Source organism: Kribbella qitaiheensis, from assembly GCF_042657745.1.
Classification (GTDB): domain Bacteria; phylum Actinomycetota; class Actinomycetes; order Propionibacteriales; family Kribbellaceae; genus Kribbella; species Kribbella qitaiheensis.
This window is the reverse complement of the sequence record NZ_JBHSKE010000022.1, coordinates 87,507-102,771: the sequence shown is the minus strand read 5'-3', so window position 1 is coordinate 102,771 and position 15,265 is coordinate 87,507. Positions and strand designations below refer to the sequence as shown.

Here is a 15,265-nt window from a genome sequence, read left to right as displayed (position 1 = left end):
AGCAGCAGCCCCGCTCCGGTGGGAGCGGGGCTGCTTTGGGTCTGGTTAGCTGGCTCGGCGGGGGAGCAGGGCGGAGCGGATGCGGGCTAGGAGGAGGTCGAACTCGTCGAGGAGGTCGGAGGCCTCAGCGCTGCCTCGGTTGAGGTACCAGCGCCACGAGGGAGGCAGGATGCGGGCTCGCCAGCGGCGGGAGAGCTTGGCCTGACTCCACAGGGCCTTGCGGACCGCGGCGGCCTCTGTGCGGAGGTCCACCTCCGCGTCGGCCTGGCCGGCGTACCGGATGGACTCGACGCCTCGGGCCAGTTTCAGCGCCTGCGCGTGGTTCTCGGCGGGGAGCTTGGTGGTCAGCCAGATGCCGAGTTGCCGCGGGGTGGCGATCTCGGACCAGTCGAGTCCCAGGTCGCGCGACGTGTCGCGGACCTCGGCCCACAGGCCTTCCACCCCGATGCGACCCGGTAGGCGGGCGAAGCGGCGGCGGCGGGTCAGGCTACGGATCAGCCAGGGGATGCACAGCAGCGCGATCGCGCCGACGCCCAGGCCGACCGCTTTACCGCCACCGTTGGTCCACCAGTTGCCGGGGTCGATCACGCCGATGCCGTTGTCCTCCGGCAGTTCGCGCGGGTTGGCCGGCTTGCTGATGCCCGGGTCCTCGCTCTGGCCCGGGGACACCGGTCCGGTGCTCGGCGAGATGCTCGGCGTGTTGGTGCCCGGCGGTACTGCGTTCGTCCAGGTCGGGGGATTGGCCACTCGGGCCGACGGCGTCGGCTCGAAGCGGATCCAGCCGTAGCCCTGGAAGTACAGCTCGGGCCAGGCGTGCATGTCGTGCATCTTGACGGTGTTCTGGTTGTCCTTGCCGGGCTGGCCTGGCAGGAAGCCGATGCCGACCCGGGCAGGAATCCCGAGGATGCGGGCCATCAGCGCCATGCCGGTCGCGAACTGCTCGCAGTACCCGGTCTTGTTGTCCGTCAGGAAGGCTTCCAGCGCGCGCATCCCGCTCTCGCTGCTGGCCGCCGTGCTGTAGGTGAAGCCGCCGCTGGTCCGGAACCACTCCTGCAGCATGGCCGCTTCCTGGAAGTGGTTGCCGTTCGAACCCCGCGTGACCCGGCTCGCCAGATCCCTGATGCTCCTGGGCGTCCGGCTCGGGACCGAGCTGGTGAACTGGTCCGGCGCGGTGCCGTTGATGGCGTCGTTCAGCTGCTGGGCGGTCGGCGCCAGCTCGTAGTAGCTGAGCTCGTACTTCTGCCCGCCGACGACCTGCCCGTTCGCGGAGACGACGTCCAGCGAGCTGGTGTCGAAGCGCCACCGGTTCTTCAGCGAGATCGTCCGCAGCGGATACGGCACCGGCGCGAACTGGGAGCGGAAGTTCCGGGTCACCTCGATCTTCATCTTCGTCTGCCCCAGCTTGCCGAGGTCGCCGGAGAAGCCGGGCGGGGGGCTCAGCGGCGAGTTGGTGATCTTCTGGCCCTCCTGGCGCGGGGAGAGCCGCCAGGTCCGGCCGTCGAACAGGTCGAGCGAGGTGAGACGCAGGTACGTCGGCTTGCCCGTGTAGGTCAGCGCGGTCACGTTGTCGCCGCGCTTCAGGTTCTTGCCCATGTCGAGCATCGGGTCGGCCGTCGTGATGGAGGCGCCGATACCGCCCCCGGCTCCACCACCGGCCAGCCCGTTCCCGACCACACCTTCCGGCAGTGCGGGGAGCAGGGCCGGCAGCAGGGTGGCAAGGGCAACCACGGTCAGGCCGATCCGGCGGCCGGCCTGCCCGAGCGCCGAGGCCTCGATCGGCTCGGACGCGTCGAGGTGTGAGACACCGGAGATCCGGCGACCCCAGCGACTGAGTCTGGTCCGGCCCTCGGCCGACAGGAGCACGATGTAGCCGACGGCCGGCGGGATGAACAGCAGAGCCGGCAGTCCGCCGTGCACGGTCGCGGCAGGCACCGTGTACATGGTCAGCAACAACAGCCCCGCCCACGCCGCCTGCTTGAGCTGTACTGCGACCAGGTGGATCAGCAGCCCGGCGGCCGCGATTACGGAGGCGGCGAACAACGTCAGGTGCGAGTCCGGCGGCAGCGGCGCGCTGAAGCGGTTGATCGAGTCCATGGCGTTGACCATCTGGTCGTTGAACTCGATCACCGTCGCCTTCCAGGGGAACAGCCCGAACTTCAGCGTGTCCCGCAGGAAGAAGAAGGAGATCAGCTCGACCAGGACGGCCAGCTGCACGACCGGTACGACGAACCGGGGGACGCGCCAGTTCTGCAGCAGGATCCCTGTGCCGGTGACGGCGCCGCAGAGGAACGCGCTGATGAAGAGGAACGGTCCGGAGAAGACCGGGGTGAGCACCAGGGCGCCCAGCACGGTCGCCACCCAGGCGGCGAGGGAGATCCTGACGTGGCCGGTCATGCGATCCTTCCGCTCCGCAGTCCCAGGGTGGACCACACGGTCGGGAGATGGTCACCGCGCTGCACTCTGGCGACCCGCCAGCCGTTGCGGCGCAGTTCGTTCTCGGTGGCGTCGGTCTGAGCGGTCAGCCGGGCCGACTTCTCGGTTCCCTCCGCACCTACTGCCCAGCTTGCCGCATCGAGCAAGAGCGCCACCCCGGTCGCCTGGCTGGTCCGCCAGCGGTTGAGCGAGGTGATGTCCTCGGAGCCGCAGGCGCCGACGATCGCGACCACCAGGCTCGGCTCCTGGTAGTGCCGGTCGACGGTCAGCAGCGGACCGATCTCGGCGTACTTGTGCTCCTCCACCGTCGCGCACTCGGTCAGCAACTGCTGGGTGGTGAGCGGCTGGTGCACTGCGGCCGAGCTGCGGTGGCTGATCGCGGAGAGCGTGGTCGGTCCGCCGAGCAGGGTGGTCGCGTAGCCGCGGCGGATCCGGTCCGCGCCGACCGAGGCGGCCGCGCTGACGGCCCACTCGAGGCTGGACGACGGACCGTGCCCGTGGTGCGAGATGGTCCGCGCGTCCAGGAAGATCGAGCACCGACTCTGCCAGGGCTGCTCCTCCCGGCGGACCATCAACGAACCACGGCGTGCGGTCGACCGCCAGTGCACCCGGCGCAGGTCGTCGCCGTCGCGGTACTCGCGAACAGTGGCGTCCTCCTCACCCGCGGACGCGATCGCCCGCGGCCGGTTCTCGCCGGACCCCGCGCGGTCGGCGCCGAGCCGTACCTCGGGCAGCTTGAACACCCGCGGTGTCACCAGCAGGTGCTGGCTGCGGGTGAACGTCCGGCTGGTCTCCACCAGCCCGAAGGGGTCTGCGACCGTCAGCATCAACGGCCCGACCTGGAACAGGCCCCGGACGTCGGACTTCACCGGGTAGGAGACCGTACGCCGCCAGTTGGGGCTGACGCGGTCGACGACGAACCGCGGCCGGTGGCCCAGGACATAAGGGATGCGGTCCTCCAGCAGCAACAGCCCGGCGGGCATCCGGCCCTGGTTGCTGAGGGCCAGCTCGACGGTCGCCTGGCTGCCCACCGAGACCTGGTCCGGGGTGAGGCTGCGCCGGACCTGAAGCCGCAGCCGGGTCCGGCCGACCACCAGTGCCGCGATGATCGGCAGGGCCACCAGCAGGATGCCGACCCGCAGCAGGTCCTTCTGGCCGAGCAGGAGCGCACACAACGAAGCGGTGATCCCGGCTGCGACGAATGCCCGCCCCCGGGTGGTCAGTCCGCGCAGTGCCTGCCGCATGTCTCAGTCCCGACGAGTGCGGGGCAGCGGCACCGAGGCCACCAGCCCGGAGATGATGTCGGCGGCGCCCCGCCCACCGAGGTGGGCTTCGGCCGCCGGCAGGACGCGGTGAGCCAGCACCGGTACGGCGAGCTCCTGGATGTCGTCCGGGAGCACGAACTCGCGCGAGTCGAGCGCCGCCGCGGCCCGGGCGGCCCGGACCAGGTGCAGCGTGGCTCGTGGGCTCGCGCCCAGCCGCAACTCCTGCGACCGTCTGGTAGCCCCGACCAGGGCGACGGCGTACTCCTTGACCGACTCGGACACGTGCACCGAGTGCACGGTCTTCACCAGGCGCAGGATCTCCTGCCCGTCGGTCACCGGCTGGAGATCATCGAGGGGCTCGTTGGCGGCGTGCCCGTCGAGCATCCGCAGCTCGGCGGCCGGCTCGGGGTACCCCATCGAGAGCCGGGCCATGAAGCGGTCGCGCTGGGCCTCGGGGAGGGGATAGGTGCCCTCCATCTCGATCGGGTTCTGCGTCGCGATCACCATGAACGGCGCCTCGAGGTGGTACGTCGTGGTGTCGACGGTGACCTGGCGCTCCTCCATCGACTCCAGCAACGCGGCCTGGGTCTTGGGCGAGGCGCGGTTGATCTCGTCACCGACGACGATGTTCGCGAACACCGCTCCCGGCTTGAACTCGAAGTCGCGGACCTCCTGGTTGAAGACCGACACGCCGGTGATGTCCGACGGGAGCAGGTCCGGCGTGAACTGGATCCGCCGGACCGTGCAGTCGATCGACCGGGCCAGCGCCTTCGCGAGCATCGTCTTACCGACGCCCGGTACGTCCTCGATGAGTAGATGTCCTTCGGCCAGCAGCACGGTCACGGCTACTTCGACCACGTCGGGTTTGCCCTCGATCACTGTCTCGATGGCTCGGCGGACCCGTCCCGCCACCTCTGTCAGCTCGTCGAAATCCATGGCCGAGCTGGTCGCGGTGGTGCTCACCCTTGGTCCTCCCCATTGGTTGATGGCCGACTCATTCTCACCTGGCTCAGGGGTCCGGCCTAGATCTCCGCGCGTTTCGTTACCAGTCGTTTCGGCGTTCATCGAAATGGCCCTCACCCGTTGTTGCTGATCTGTGACCTCCAGCGTACGGGGGAGCGAAACGGGGCGTATTTGGTTGACGGTGGGGCAAAGTGGAGTAAGGTGGAGCGCAGTGGTACTGGAATGGTGGACAACAAGCTCGACCTGAGTCGGAGGGTCCGCAACGGGGAGGTGGAGCGTGTTCCTCGGAACTCACTTCCCCAAGCTCGACGACAAAGGCCGGCTGTTCCTGCCGGCGAAGTTCCGGGACGAACTGGCGGAGGGTCTGGTGATCACGCGCGGGCAGGAGCGGTCGCTGTTCGTGTGGCCCGAAGTGGAGTTCGTCCAACTGACAGAGCAGTTGAAGCAGGCCCCGATCACCAACAAGGGTGCGCGGGACTACCTGAGGATGTTGTTCGCCGGCGCCTCGAACGAGGTGCCGGACAAGCAGGGCCGGGTCACCATCCCGCCGATGCTGCGCGATTACGCCGGACTGGATCGCGATTGCGTCGTCATCGGGGCGATGAACAGGGTGGAGATCTGGAACACGGAGAACTGGAACAGGTACTCCGCGGAACAGGAGCAGGCATTCGCCGACCTGTCCGAGGAGGTACTGCCCGGCATCTTCTAGAAGCTGCCCGCGAGCAGAGCCGGAGCGTCCGGTGAGATCACGGGTCCGACTTCCGACCTCCGGACTTGGCGTCACTTCCCCGGCGCCAAGCCGACGAGGTACTTCCCCGGAAGGCGTACCCGCGATCTGACCGGACGACGCACCGCTCCACCGCGACGGCCGCTCAGCCGCCCAGCACCACAACGCACCACCCGGCACCACCCAGCCGGATCCAGGCCCGCCGCACACCGGGCCCAGGAACCGGTCACCAGCAGGACGCAGTGCAAGAGAACCCGCGGGGGCTGGGTCGCTCCCGCGGCTATGGAAGGGTCGAGATGGACGGTGCTGAGCGCGGTGCGAAGGGTTCGGTGGGCTGACGCCATGCCGACTCCCGAGCCCTCCTCGCGCCACGTCCCGGTGATGCTCGACCGCGTCGTCGCCATCCTCGCTCCCGCCCTCGCACACCCCGGTGCCGTCCTCGTCGACGCCACCCTGGGGCTCGGCGGTCACTCCGAGGCCTTCCTGCGCACTTGCCCCGAAGCCCACCTGATCGGGCTCGACCGCGACCCCGAAGCACTCCGCCTGGCCGGCGAGCGCCTCGCGCCGTACGCCGAGCGCACCACGCTGGTGCACGCCGTGTACGACGAGCTGCCCCAGGTGCTCGAGCGGCTGGGCATCCCCGCGATCGACGGGATCCTCTTCGACCTCGGTGTCTCCTCCATGCAGCTGGACGAGGCGGACCGCGGCTTCGCCTACGCGCAGGACGCGCCGCTCGACATGCGGATGGACAGCACCGCGCCGACCACGGCCGCGGACATCCTGAACACCTACAGCGCGGCCGACCTGGCCCGGATCCTGTTCCAGTACGGCGAGGAGAAGTTCGCCCGCCGGATCGCGGACCGGATCGTCAAGGCCCGTGAGGCCGAGCCCTTCACCAACAGCGCCCGGCTGTCCGAGCTGGTCCGCGACGCGATCCCGCAGGCGGCCCGCCGGACCGGGGGACACCCGGCCAAGCGGACCTTCCAGGCGCTGCGGATCGAGGTCAACGGCGAGCTCGAGGTACTGCGGCGCGCGCTGCCCTCGGCGATCGCGGCGCTCGCGCTGCACGGCCGGATCGTGGTGATGAGCTACCACTCGCTGGAGGACCGGATCGCCAAGCAGACGCTGGCGGCCGGCACCAAGACCGACGTGCCCGATGACCTGCCGGTGATTCCGGCCGGTCACGAGCCCTACCTCAAGCTGCTGACCCGTGGAGCCGAGCGGCCCACCGACGAAGAGCTCGCGGAGAACCCGCGCTCGGCCTCGGTCCGGGTGCGGGCGGCCGAACGCGTTCGCGAGAAGGGCTTGGTGGCCTGATGAGCACAGTGTTCAGCCCGTCCAAGGCGCGGGTCACCCCGGCGCCGGCTGCGAAGGCGGAGCCGAAGCTCAGGGTGGTGTACGGCGCGCCGTTCCGGCCGCCGCGGATGCCGTTCGTCATCTTCGTGCTGTCGCTGCTCGCAGCCGGCCTGGTTGGCCTGCTGCTGCTCAACACCGAGTTGCAGCGCGGCACGTTCCAAGTGACCAGCCTGAACCAGCAGGCGGACCACCTGCGCGACCAGCAGGAGCAGCTGGAGCGGCAGGTCCGCACGCTCGAGTCGCCGCAGAACCTGGCCGACCGCGCCCTGAAGATGGGCATGGTTCCGAACCCGAACCCGGTCTTCCTGCGGCTGTCCGACGGGCAGGTGCTCGGCGTGCCGGCCGAGGGCAAGGCCGGCACCGGTACGGCGATGTTCGGCCCGGGTACGCCGACCGGCGCCACTCCCTCCACACCGGTGGTCCCGAAGCCGCCTGCCGTCACGCCCAAGCCGCCCGCCACCGGCACCACGAACCCGCCCGCGAGCACCACCACGCCGAACACGGGGACCGCCAACCGGGCGAACAAGCCGCCGCCCAGCACGACCACGAAGCCGCCGGCCGGCACGACCACGAAGCCGCCGGCCGGTACCACCAAGAAGCCGCCGGCCAACAAGCCGCCCGCGACACCAGGAACCACGACATCGGGAAACACGACAGGGGCAGGCGCCAACACAGCGACCGGGGGCTGATCGGATGACGGAGCGACGGGGCAACGAGCCGCCACGCAGACGTGGCGGTGATCCGGAGCGGGGCGACCCGCTCCGGCGGGCCTCGCCCCGCCGTCCGGCCGCTACGGAGAGCGGGCGGTCCAATGCGCAGCGTCCCGCTCGCACCGGCGAACCCGGCAAGGGGGAGCCGCGGAGGCGCACCGGGGAGCCGCGCGGGGAAGCACCCCGCGTCCCACGGAAGGCGGCCGATGGCAAGGCAGCCCCCAGGAAGACAGCACCGCGTGCTGATGGACCGCGCAAGGCCACGGGAGAGCCTCGCAAGTCCGCAAGCCGCGCAGGTGAGCCCCGCAGGAACCCGAACGCCCCGCGGAATACTGCCGCCCGGAAGGCTGCGGATCCGAGGAAGAGCGCCGCGGCGAAGAAGGCTGCTCCGGGGCGTCCACGGAAGGCCGCGACTGGTGCGACAGGCAACGGCCGCGCCGCGCCGCGCCGTGCCGGGGGCCAGCCGCCCAGGAAGCGTCCGCCGCAGAACAGGCGGCCACCGCGCGAGCCGAGGCCGAAGCGTCCGCCGCGGACGCTGAAGCTCGGTCGTCCCGCGCTGCGGTTGCGGGTGACCTTCGGCGTGATGGCGTTCGTGCTGTCACTGTTCGCGGGTCGGCTGATCCTGCTGCAGGGTGTCGACCCCGACTCGTACGCGCTGGCGGCGACGAAGGAGAACACCAAGCCCTTCGTGCTGCACGCATCCCGTGGCGCGATCCTGGACCGCAACGGCGTGCCGCTGTCGGTGTCGGAGGACGCGGTGGCGGTCACCGCCGACCCGACCCAGACGACCGCCGTCGCACCTCAGCTCGCGTCCCTGCTGGCGGGCAAGATCGCCGGTACGTCGTACACCAAGCTGCTGGCGGACCTGACCCGCAAGGGCCGCTACGTGCTGCTCGCGCACCAGGTCAGCCCGCAGACGTGGAACCAGATCGAAGCCGAGCTCAAGGCCCGCAACGTCAAGATCAACGAGGCGAACAAGGGGCTTCCGAAGGAGCAGAAGGCGCCGCTGCTGGCCGGCCTCTACACCGAGTCCGACCCGATTCGCAGCCACCCGAACGGCACGATCGCCGCGAACGTGGTCGGCATCGTCGGCGCCGAGGGCAAGGGTCTGGCCGGGCTCGAGTACGGCCTGAACGACAAGCTGTCCGGCCAGGACGGCAAGGCGATGTACGAAGTGGATGCCAAGGGCAACAAGATCCCGAACGCGGACCACACCGTGGAGGAGCCGAAGCCGGGCGTCACCGCGCAGCTCACCCTGGACGCCGACCTGCAGTGGTTCGCGGAGAAGCGGATCGAGCAGGCGGTCAAGCAGTACAAGGCGGCCTCCGGCACCGTGGTCACCATGGACGTCAAGTCCGGTGAGGTGCTCGCGATGGCCAACTACCCGACCTACGACCCGAACAAGCCGGTCAAGGCGGCGGCGCTGAAGAACCCCGCGCTCGAGCAGGTCTACGAGCCGGGCAGCGTGCAGAAGGTCGTCACGATGGCCGCACTGGCCGATGCCGGCAAGATCTCGCTGGACACCAAGCTCAAGGTGCCCGGCAGCATCTCCGTGCAGCGGCGGACGATCCGGGACCACTTCGACCACGGCACGCTGAACCTCACCATCGCCGGCGTGATCGCCAAGTCGTCGAACATCGGCACGATCATCGCGTCGCAGCAGATGCGGATCCCCGAGTTCGTGCACTATCTGAAGGACTTCGGCTTCGGCGAGCCGACCGGGCTGAACTTCCCCGGCGAGAGCCGCGGCCTGATGCCCCCGGGTGACGAGTGGAGCGAACTGACCCGGTCGAACGTCGCGTTCGGTCAGGGTCTGTCCGCGAACGCCGTGCAGATGACCGCCGCGGTGAACGCGGTCGCCAACGGCGGTGTCTACATGCCGCCCAAGCTGGTGAAGAACTACGTCGACGGCAACGGCACCACGATCCCGAACACGGTCGCGCCGCCGCGCCGGGTGGTCAGCGACTCCGCGGCCAAGCAGGTCTCGATGATGATGGAGGCCGTCACCGCCAAGGGTGGTACGGCGACCCAGGCCGCGATCGACGGCTACCGCGTGGCCGGCAAGACCGGTACGGCGCAGGAAGTGGACTCGGCCTGCGGCTGCTACCGCAAGTGGGCGACTTCTTTCGCCGGATTCGCTCCGGCCGACAACCCGCGCTTCGTTACGTACGTCGTACTGCAGAACCCGACGAACGGGCGCAGCGGTGGTGGTCAGGGAGGTCCGGTGTTCCGCGATGTGATGAGTTACGCCCTGCAGAAGTACGTCGTCCCGCCGACCGGTGCGAAGCAGCCTGTCGTGCCGCTGACCTGGTGACGCTGGGTCAGGTAGGTGTGACAAGGCCCGGAGCGGTAGCCTCTGGGCCCGTGTCCACCCCAACCGCCGCAGGCGGAGCCGTTGCGGCGATCAGGCCTCAGCGGACCGTACCTGTCGGCCTTGCCGAGCTAGCCCGAACCGCCGGAGCCCACGTTCCGACGGACATCTCTGACGTCTCAGTGACCGGCGTGTCGCTCGACTCCCGCTCGATCCTGCCGGGAGACCTGTACGCCGCGCTGCCGGGCGCGATCACGCACGGAGCGGGCTTCTCGGCCAACGCGCACGCCGCGGGAGCGGTCGCGATCCTCACCGACCCGGCAGGCGAGGAGCGGGCGCGGGCCACTGGCCTGCCCGTGCTGGTCGCGGCCAAGCCGCGCGAGGTGCTCGGCGCCGTCGCCTCGAAGATCTACGGCGAGCCGACGAAGGAACTGCGCCTACTCGGCGTCACCGGCACCAACGGCAAGACCACCACCAGCTACCTGCTCGACTCGGTACTGCGGAACGTCGGCCGGACCGCGCTGATCGGCACGATCGAGACGCGGATCGGCGACGAGGTGGTGAAGAGCGTCCGCACCACGCCGGAAGCCACCGATCTGCAGGCGTTGTTCGCGGTGATGCGGGAGAGGGCCGTCGCCTCCTGCGCGATGGAGGTGTCCAGCCACGCGCTGGCGATGGGCCGGGTGGACGGCGCGCGCTACGCGGTCGCCGGGTTCACCAACCTGACCCAGGACCACCTGGACTTCCACAAGACCTTCGAGGAGTACTTCGCCGCGAAGGCATCGCTGTTCACGCCCGAGCGCTGCGACCTGGCCGTCGTGAACATCGACGACGAGTACGGCCGCCGCCTCGCCACGCAGACAGTGGTTCCGCTCGTCACGGTGTCGACCACCGGTGACGCCGACTGGACCGTCAGCGGGACGCATCAGTCGGAGCACGGCACCACGGTCGTCGACATCCAAGGGCCGTCGGAGTCGCTGACCGTCGAGATCGGGCTGCCGGGCGACTTCAATGTGGCGAACGCGCTGCTGGCGGTGGCGATGCTGCGGCAGCTCGACGTACCGGCTGAGGTGATCGCCGCGGGGCTGCAGCACGCGGCGGTGCCGGGGCGGATGGAGACCTTCTCCCGCGCCGACGGACTGTCCGTGATCGTCGACTACGCGCACACGCCGGATGCCGTCGAGTTGGCGCTGGTCGCTGCGCGCACGGCCACCAAGGGCCGGTTGTTCGCCGTGGTCGGCTGCGGCGGGGATCGCGACCCGTGGAAGCGGCCCGCGATGGGGGCGGCGGCGGCCCGGGCTGCGGACGTGGTGATCGTGACCGACGACAACCCGCGCAGCGAGGACCCGGCGGCGATCCGCGCGGCGGCGATCGAGGGAGCGCGAGCGGCGGTGCCGGACGTAGATCTGCGTGAGGTGGGTGACCGTCGGCAGGCGATCGCCACCGCGATCGAGCTGGCCGGCCCGGGCGACACCGTGGTGGTGCTCGGCAAGGGCCACGAGACAGGGCAGGACGTCGGCGGCGTGATCCACCCGTTCGACGATCGCGAGACCGTGCGTGAATTGATGGCGGCGACCCAGGAGACAGCACTGTGATCCCAGTCAGTTGCGGCCAGATCGCCGAAGCGGTGGGCGGTGAGCTCGCCGGTGTCGATCCGGCGGCCGTCGTCGACGCCGCGGTGGTGATCGACTCCCGCAAGATCGAGCCGGGCGGCCTGTTCGTCGCGCTCCCGGGCGAGCACGTCGACGGGCACGACTACGTGGCCGCCGTGGCCGAGGCAGGCGCGACCGTCTCGATCACGGCCCGGCCGATCGATGGCAGCCCGTGCATCGTGGTGGACGACGTACAGATCGCGCTCGGCGAGCTGGCGAAGTACGTGATCGCCCAGCTGCCGGACCTGACCGTGATCGGGCTGACCGGATCGCAGGGCAAGACCAGCACCAAGGACCTGATCGCCCAGCTGCTCCAGCCGTACGGCCCGACGGTTGCGCCGGTCGGCTCGTTCAACAACGAGCTCGGCCACCCGCTGACCGCGCTGCAGGCGGACGAGAACACCCGGTACCTGGTCGCGGAGATGGGCGCCCGGCACGTCGGCGACATCACCTACCTGTGCCGGATCACCCCGCCGAAGGTCGGCCTGGTGCTGAATGTCGGCTACTCGCACATCGGCGAGTTCGGCAGCCAGGACGCGATCGCCGTCGCCAAGGGCGAGCTGATCGAGGCCGTCGCGCCGGGCGGGACCGCGGTACTGAACGCCGACGACCCCCGGGTCGCCGCGATGGCGAGCCGGACCGAGCAGACGGTGATGACCTTCGGCGAGGCGCCCGCGGCCGACGTACGGGCCGGTGAGCCGAAGCTGGACGGCGACGGGCGGGCCGCCTTCACGCTGCAGCTCGACGGGGAGCAGCACCTCGTTCAGCTGCAGCTGGTCGGCGAGCACCACGTGGCGAACGCGCTCGCAGCCGCGACCGTGGCGCGGGCGCTGGGCCTCACTCCGCAGCAGATCGCCGACGGCCTCAACGCCGCCACTCTGGTGTCCAGCGCCCGGATGGAGGTCACCCGGCGGGCGGACGACGTGACTGTGATCAACGACGCCTACAACGCGAACCCGGACTCGGTCCGGGCCGCGCTCAAGTCGCTGGTCGCCATCGGCCGGAGCCGGGGCGCCCGGACCTGGGCGGTGCTCGGCGAGATGCTCGAGCTCGGCGACACCAGCAAGCAGGAGCATGACGCGGTGGGCCGGCTGGCCGTCCGGCTGGACGTGAACCGCCTGGTCGCGGTCGGCGAGGGGGCCCGGCCGATCCACCTGGGCGCTTCACTGGAAGGATCGTGGGGCAACGAGTCGGCCTTCGTGGAGACCATCGACGATGCGCTGCAGCTGCTCCGGACGGAATTGCGGCCGGGAGACCTGGTTCTGGTGAAGTCGTCGAAGGCGGCCGGCCTGAGACGGCTGGCCGACGCCCTGCTCGAGGAGGACTCGCAGTGATCTCCATCCTGCTCGCGGGCGCTGTGTCGATGGCGCTCACGCTGCTCGGCACCCGGCTGGCGATCAACCTGCTGGCCAGGCGCGGCTACGGCCAGCTGATCCGCGACGACGGCCCGACCTCGCACCACACCAAGCGCGGCACGCCCACGATGGGCGGCGCGGTGTTCATCATCGCCACCATCGTCGGGTACTTCGCGGCGAAGCTGTTCACGATGACCACGCCGAGCGCCTCGGCGCTGCTGGTGCTGTTCCTGTTCGCGGGGATGGGCGCGGTCGGCTTCCTGGACGACTTCATCAAGATCGTCCGGCAGCGCAGCCTCGGCCTGCGCAGCAAGGCGAAGCTGGCCGGCCAGACGGTGGTCGCGGTCGCGTTCGCCGTACTGGCGCTGCAGTTCCCCGACGACCGCGGTCAGAGCCCGGCATCGCCGTTCATCTCGTTCATCCGCGACATCCCGTGGCTGCACCTGGCGCCGGTGCTCGTGGTGATCTGGATCCTGCTGCTGATCGCCGGTATGTCGAACGGCGTCAACCTCGCCGACGGTCTGGACGGCCTGGCCACGGGCGCCTCGATGATGGTGTTCGGCGCCTACACCCTGATCTGCATCTGGCAGTTCAACCAGAGCTGCGCGACCGCCCCGGGCTCCAAGTGTTACGAGGTACGAGACCCGCACGACCTCGCCGTTGTCGCGGCGGCGCTGACCGGCGCCTTGTTCGGCTTCCTGTGGTGGAACGCGTCACCGGCCAAGATCTTCATGGGCGACACCGGATCGCTGTCGCTGGGCGGCGCGGTGGCCGGCTTCGGCGTGATGACCCGGACCGAGCTGCTGGTCCTGCTGCTCGGCGGCCTGTTCGTCATCATCACCGCCTCGGTGATCCTGCAGGTCGGGTGGTTCAAGATCACCAAGCACACCTCCGGCGTGGGCAAACGGCTGTTCCGGATGGCGCCCCTGCAGCACCACTTCGAGATGCTCGGCTGGGAACAGGTCAACGTGGTGATCCGGTTCTGGATCATCTCCGGCCTGTGTGTCGCCACCGGGCTCGGCTTGTTCTACGCGGAATGGGTGGCCGGATGACAGACCTGCGGGACCGGAACGGCAGGGGCTGGGCGACCACCCGGTTCGTCGTTCTCGGCTTCGGTACGGCGGGCTACGCGTGCGCGGACTCCTTGCTGCAGGTGGGCGCGGAGTACGTCACGGTCCTCGACGACCGGGACAACGAGGCGCTGCGCGAGAAGGCGCAGATCCTCGAGACCCTCGGCGCCACCATCAAGCTGGGCCCGGGCAGCACCGCCGAACTCCCGGCTGAGGTGGACGTGGTGGTCACCTCACCTGGGATCCCGCCGCACGCCCCGCTGCTGGCCGCCGCAGCCGAGCGGGACCTCCCGATCTGGAGCGAGATCGAGCTGGCCTGGCGGCTCCGTGATCCCGCCAACGCCGCCCCCTGGCTGTGTGTCACCGGGACCAACGGCAAGACCACCACGGTCCAGATGCTCACCTCGATCCTGACCGCGGCCGGCAAGCGAGCGGTTGCCGCCGGCAACGTCGGGCTGCCGCTGCTCGAGGTGGTGATGGACCCCGAGCCGTACGACGTGATCGCGGTCGAGCTGTCCAGCTACCAGCTGCACTTCACGCACTCGATGTCCGCGCACTCCGCGGTCGTGCTGAACCTCGCTCCGGACCACGTCGACTGGCACGGTTCGATGGATGCCTACGCCAAGGACAAGGGCCGGATCTACGAGAACTGCCAGGTGGCCTGCGTCTACAACGTGGCTGACCCGGCGACCGAGCAACTGGTGATGGACGCCGACGTGATCGAGGGCTGCCGGGCTATCGGCTTCACCCTCGGCACGCCCGCCATCTCGATGGTCGGCCTGGTGGACGAGCTCCTCGTCGACCGCGCGTTCGTCGAGCAGCGGGCCTCCTCCGCGCTGGAGCTGGCCACCGTCGAGGACATCACCCCGCCGGCTCCGCACAACGTGGCGAACGCGCTCGCGGCGGCCGCCCTGGCCCGGGCGTACGGCGTACCGGCGTCGGCGGTGCGGGAAGGGCTGCGGGCGTTCCGGCCGGACGCGCACCGGATCGCGCATGTCGCCGAAGTTGCCGGGGTCAACTATGTCGACGACTCCAAGGCCACCAATCCGCACGCGGCGCAGGCCTCGTTGCTCGCTTACGAGCATGTCGTCTGGATCGCCGGCGGGCAGGCGAAGGGAGCCACCTTCGACGGACTGGTGACCGCGGCGAGGGACCGGTTGCGGGGTGTCGTGCTGCTCGGCCAGGACAAGCAGGTGATCGCCGAAGCACTTGCCCGACACGCGCCGGATGTGCCGGTGATCACCGTGGAGGCAACGGACACTGGAGCCATGGAGATCGTGGTGGGGGAGGCGACGAAGCTGGCTCGGGTGGGTGACACCGTGCTGCTCGCGCCCGGCTGCGCATCCTGGGACATGTTCGCCAACTATGGAGCCCGCGGAGACGCCTTCGCGCAAGCCGTACACCGGCTGGGCGACCACTGATC

11 protein-coding genes are annotated in these 15,265 nt (G+C 69.9%); 8 read left to right on the top strand and 3 right to left on the bottom strand.

The annotated features are described in order from the left end of the window. Window positions 1–45: 45 nt before the first annotated feature. From ACFPJ1_RS18785 to ACFPJ1_RS18775, 3 genes are read right to left on the bottom strand one after another with little or no spacing between them, the layout of a single operon-like run. Entirely contained in the window at window positions 46–2,394 is a 2,349-nt protein-coding gene (locus ACFPJ1_RS18785) for a transglutaminase TgpA family protein (RefSeq protein ID WP_380105464.1), read from the bottom strand. Further along, the gene (locus ACFPJ1_RS18780) at window positions 2,391–3,677 is read right to left on the bottom strand and encodes a DUF58 domain-containing protein (protein ID WP_380105462.1); all 1,287 of its coding nucleotides are present in this window, start codon (window positions 3,675–3,677) and stop codon (window positions 2,391–2,393) included. Before ACFPJ1_RS18780 ends, ACFPJ1_RS18785 begins: the two co-directional genes overlap by 4 nt. 3 nt (window positions 3,678–3,680) lie before the next feature. Beyond that, the gene (locus ACFPJ1_RS18775) at window positions 3,681–4,619 is read right to left on the bottom strand and encodes an AAA family ATPase (RefSeq protein WP_380105706.1); all 939 of its coding nucleotides are present in this window, start codon (window positions 4,617–4,619) and stop codon (window positions 3,681–3,683) included. Window positions 4,620–4,938: 319 nt separating this feature from the next. On the opposite strand from ACFPJ1_RS18775, the gene mraZ reads away from it, so the two are divergent. The 8 genes from mraZ (at window position 4,939) to murD (ending at window position 15,263) form a co-directional block, all read left to right on the top strand. Continuing rightward, window positions 4,939–5,370 carry a division/cell wall cluster transcriptional repressor MraZ gene (mraZ, locus tag ACFPJ1_RS18770; protein ID WP_132188004.1) on the top strand — a complete coding sequence of 144 codons (432 nt, stop codon included), beginning with the start codon at window positions 4,939–4,941 and terminating at the stop codon, window positions 5,368–5,370. Window positions 5,371–5,730: 360 nt separating this feature from the next. Next, window positions 5,731–6,705, top strand: a complete 975-nt coding sequence (rsmH, locus tag ACFPJ1_RS18765; protein WP_380105459.1) for a 16S rRNA (cytosine(1402)-N(4))-methyltransferase RsmH — start codon at window positions 5,731–5,733, stop codon at window positions 6,703–6,705. After that, window positions 6,705–7,433: a cell division protein FtsL gene (gene ftsL, locus ACFPJ1_RS18760; RefSeq protein ID WP_380105457.1), complete on the top strand. Its 729-nt coding sequence runs from the start codon at window positions 6,705–6,707 to the stop codon at window positions 7,431–7,433. Before rsmH ends, ftsL begins: the two co-directional genes overlap by 1 nt. Before the next feature lie 604 nt (window positions 7,434–8,037). Continuing rightward, window positions 8,038–9,768, top strand: a complete 1,731-nt coding sequence (locus ACFPJ1_RS18755) for a peptidoglycan D,D-transpeptidase FtsI family protein (RefSeq protein ID WP_380105455.1) — start codon at window positions 8,038–8,040, stop codon at window positions 9,766–9,768. A gap of 50 nt (window positions 9,769–9,818) precedes the next feature. Continuing rightward, a complete protein-coding gene (locus ACFPJ1_RS18750) occupies window positions 9,819–11,360 on the top strand; it encodes a UDP-N-acetylmuramoyl-L-alanyl-D-glutamate--2,6-diaminopimelate ligase (protein ID WP_380105453.1) in 1,542 nt (513 codons plus the stop codon). Beyond that, window positions 11,357–12,751: a UDP-N-acetylmuramoyl-tripeptide--D-alanyl-D-alanine ligase gene (locus tag ACFPJ1_RS18745; protein ID WP_380105451.1), complete on the top strand. Its 1,395-nt coding sequence runs from the start codon at window positions 11,357–11,359 to the stop codon at window positions 12,749–12,751. The genes ACFPJ1_RS18750 and ACFPJ1_RS18745 overlap by 4 nt, the downstream gene beginning before the upstream one ends. After that, complete coding sequence (gene mraY, locus ACFPJ1_RS18740) at window positions 12,748–13,824, top strand: phospho-N-acetylmuramoyl-pentapeptide-transferase (RefSeq protein ID WP_380105449.1); 1,077 nt, start codon at window positions 12,748–12,750, stop codon at window positions 13,822–13,824. The genes ACFPJ1_RS18745 and mraY overlap by 4 nt, the downstream gene beginning before the upstream one ends. Then, entirely contained in the window at window positions 13,821–15,263 is a 1,443-nt protein-coding gene (gene murD / locus ACFPJ1_RS18735) for a UDP-N-acetylmuramoyl-L-alanine--D-glutamate ligase (protein WP_380105447.1), read from the top strand. The genes mraY and murD overlap by 4 nt, the downstream gene beginning before the upstream one ends. The last annotated feature ends 2 nt before the right edge of the window (window positions 15,264–15,265 follow it).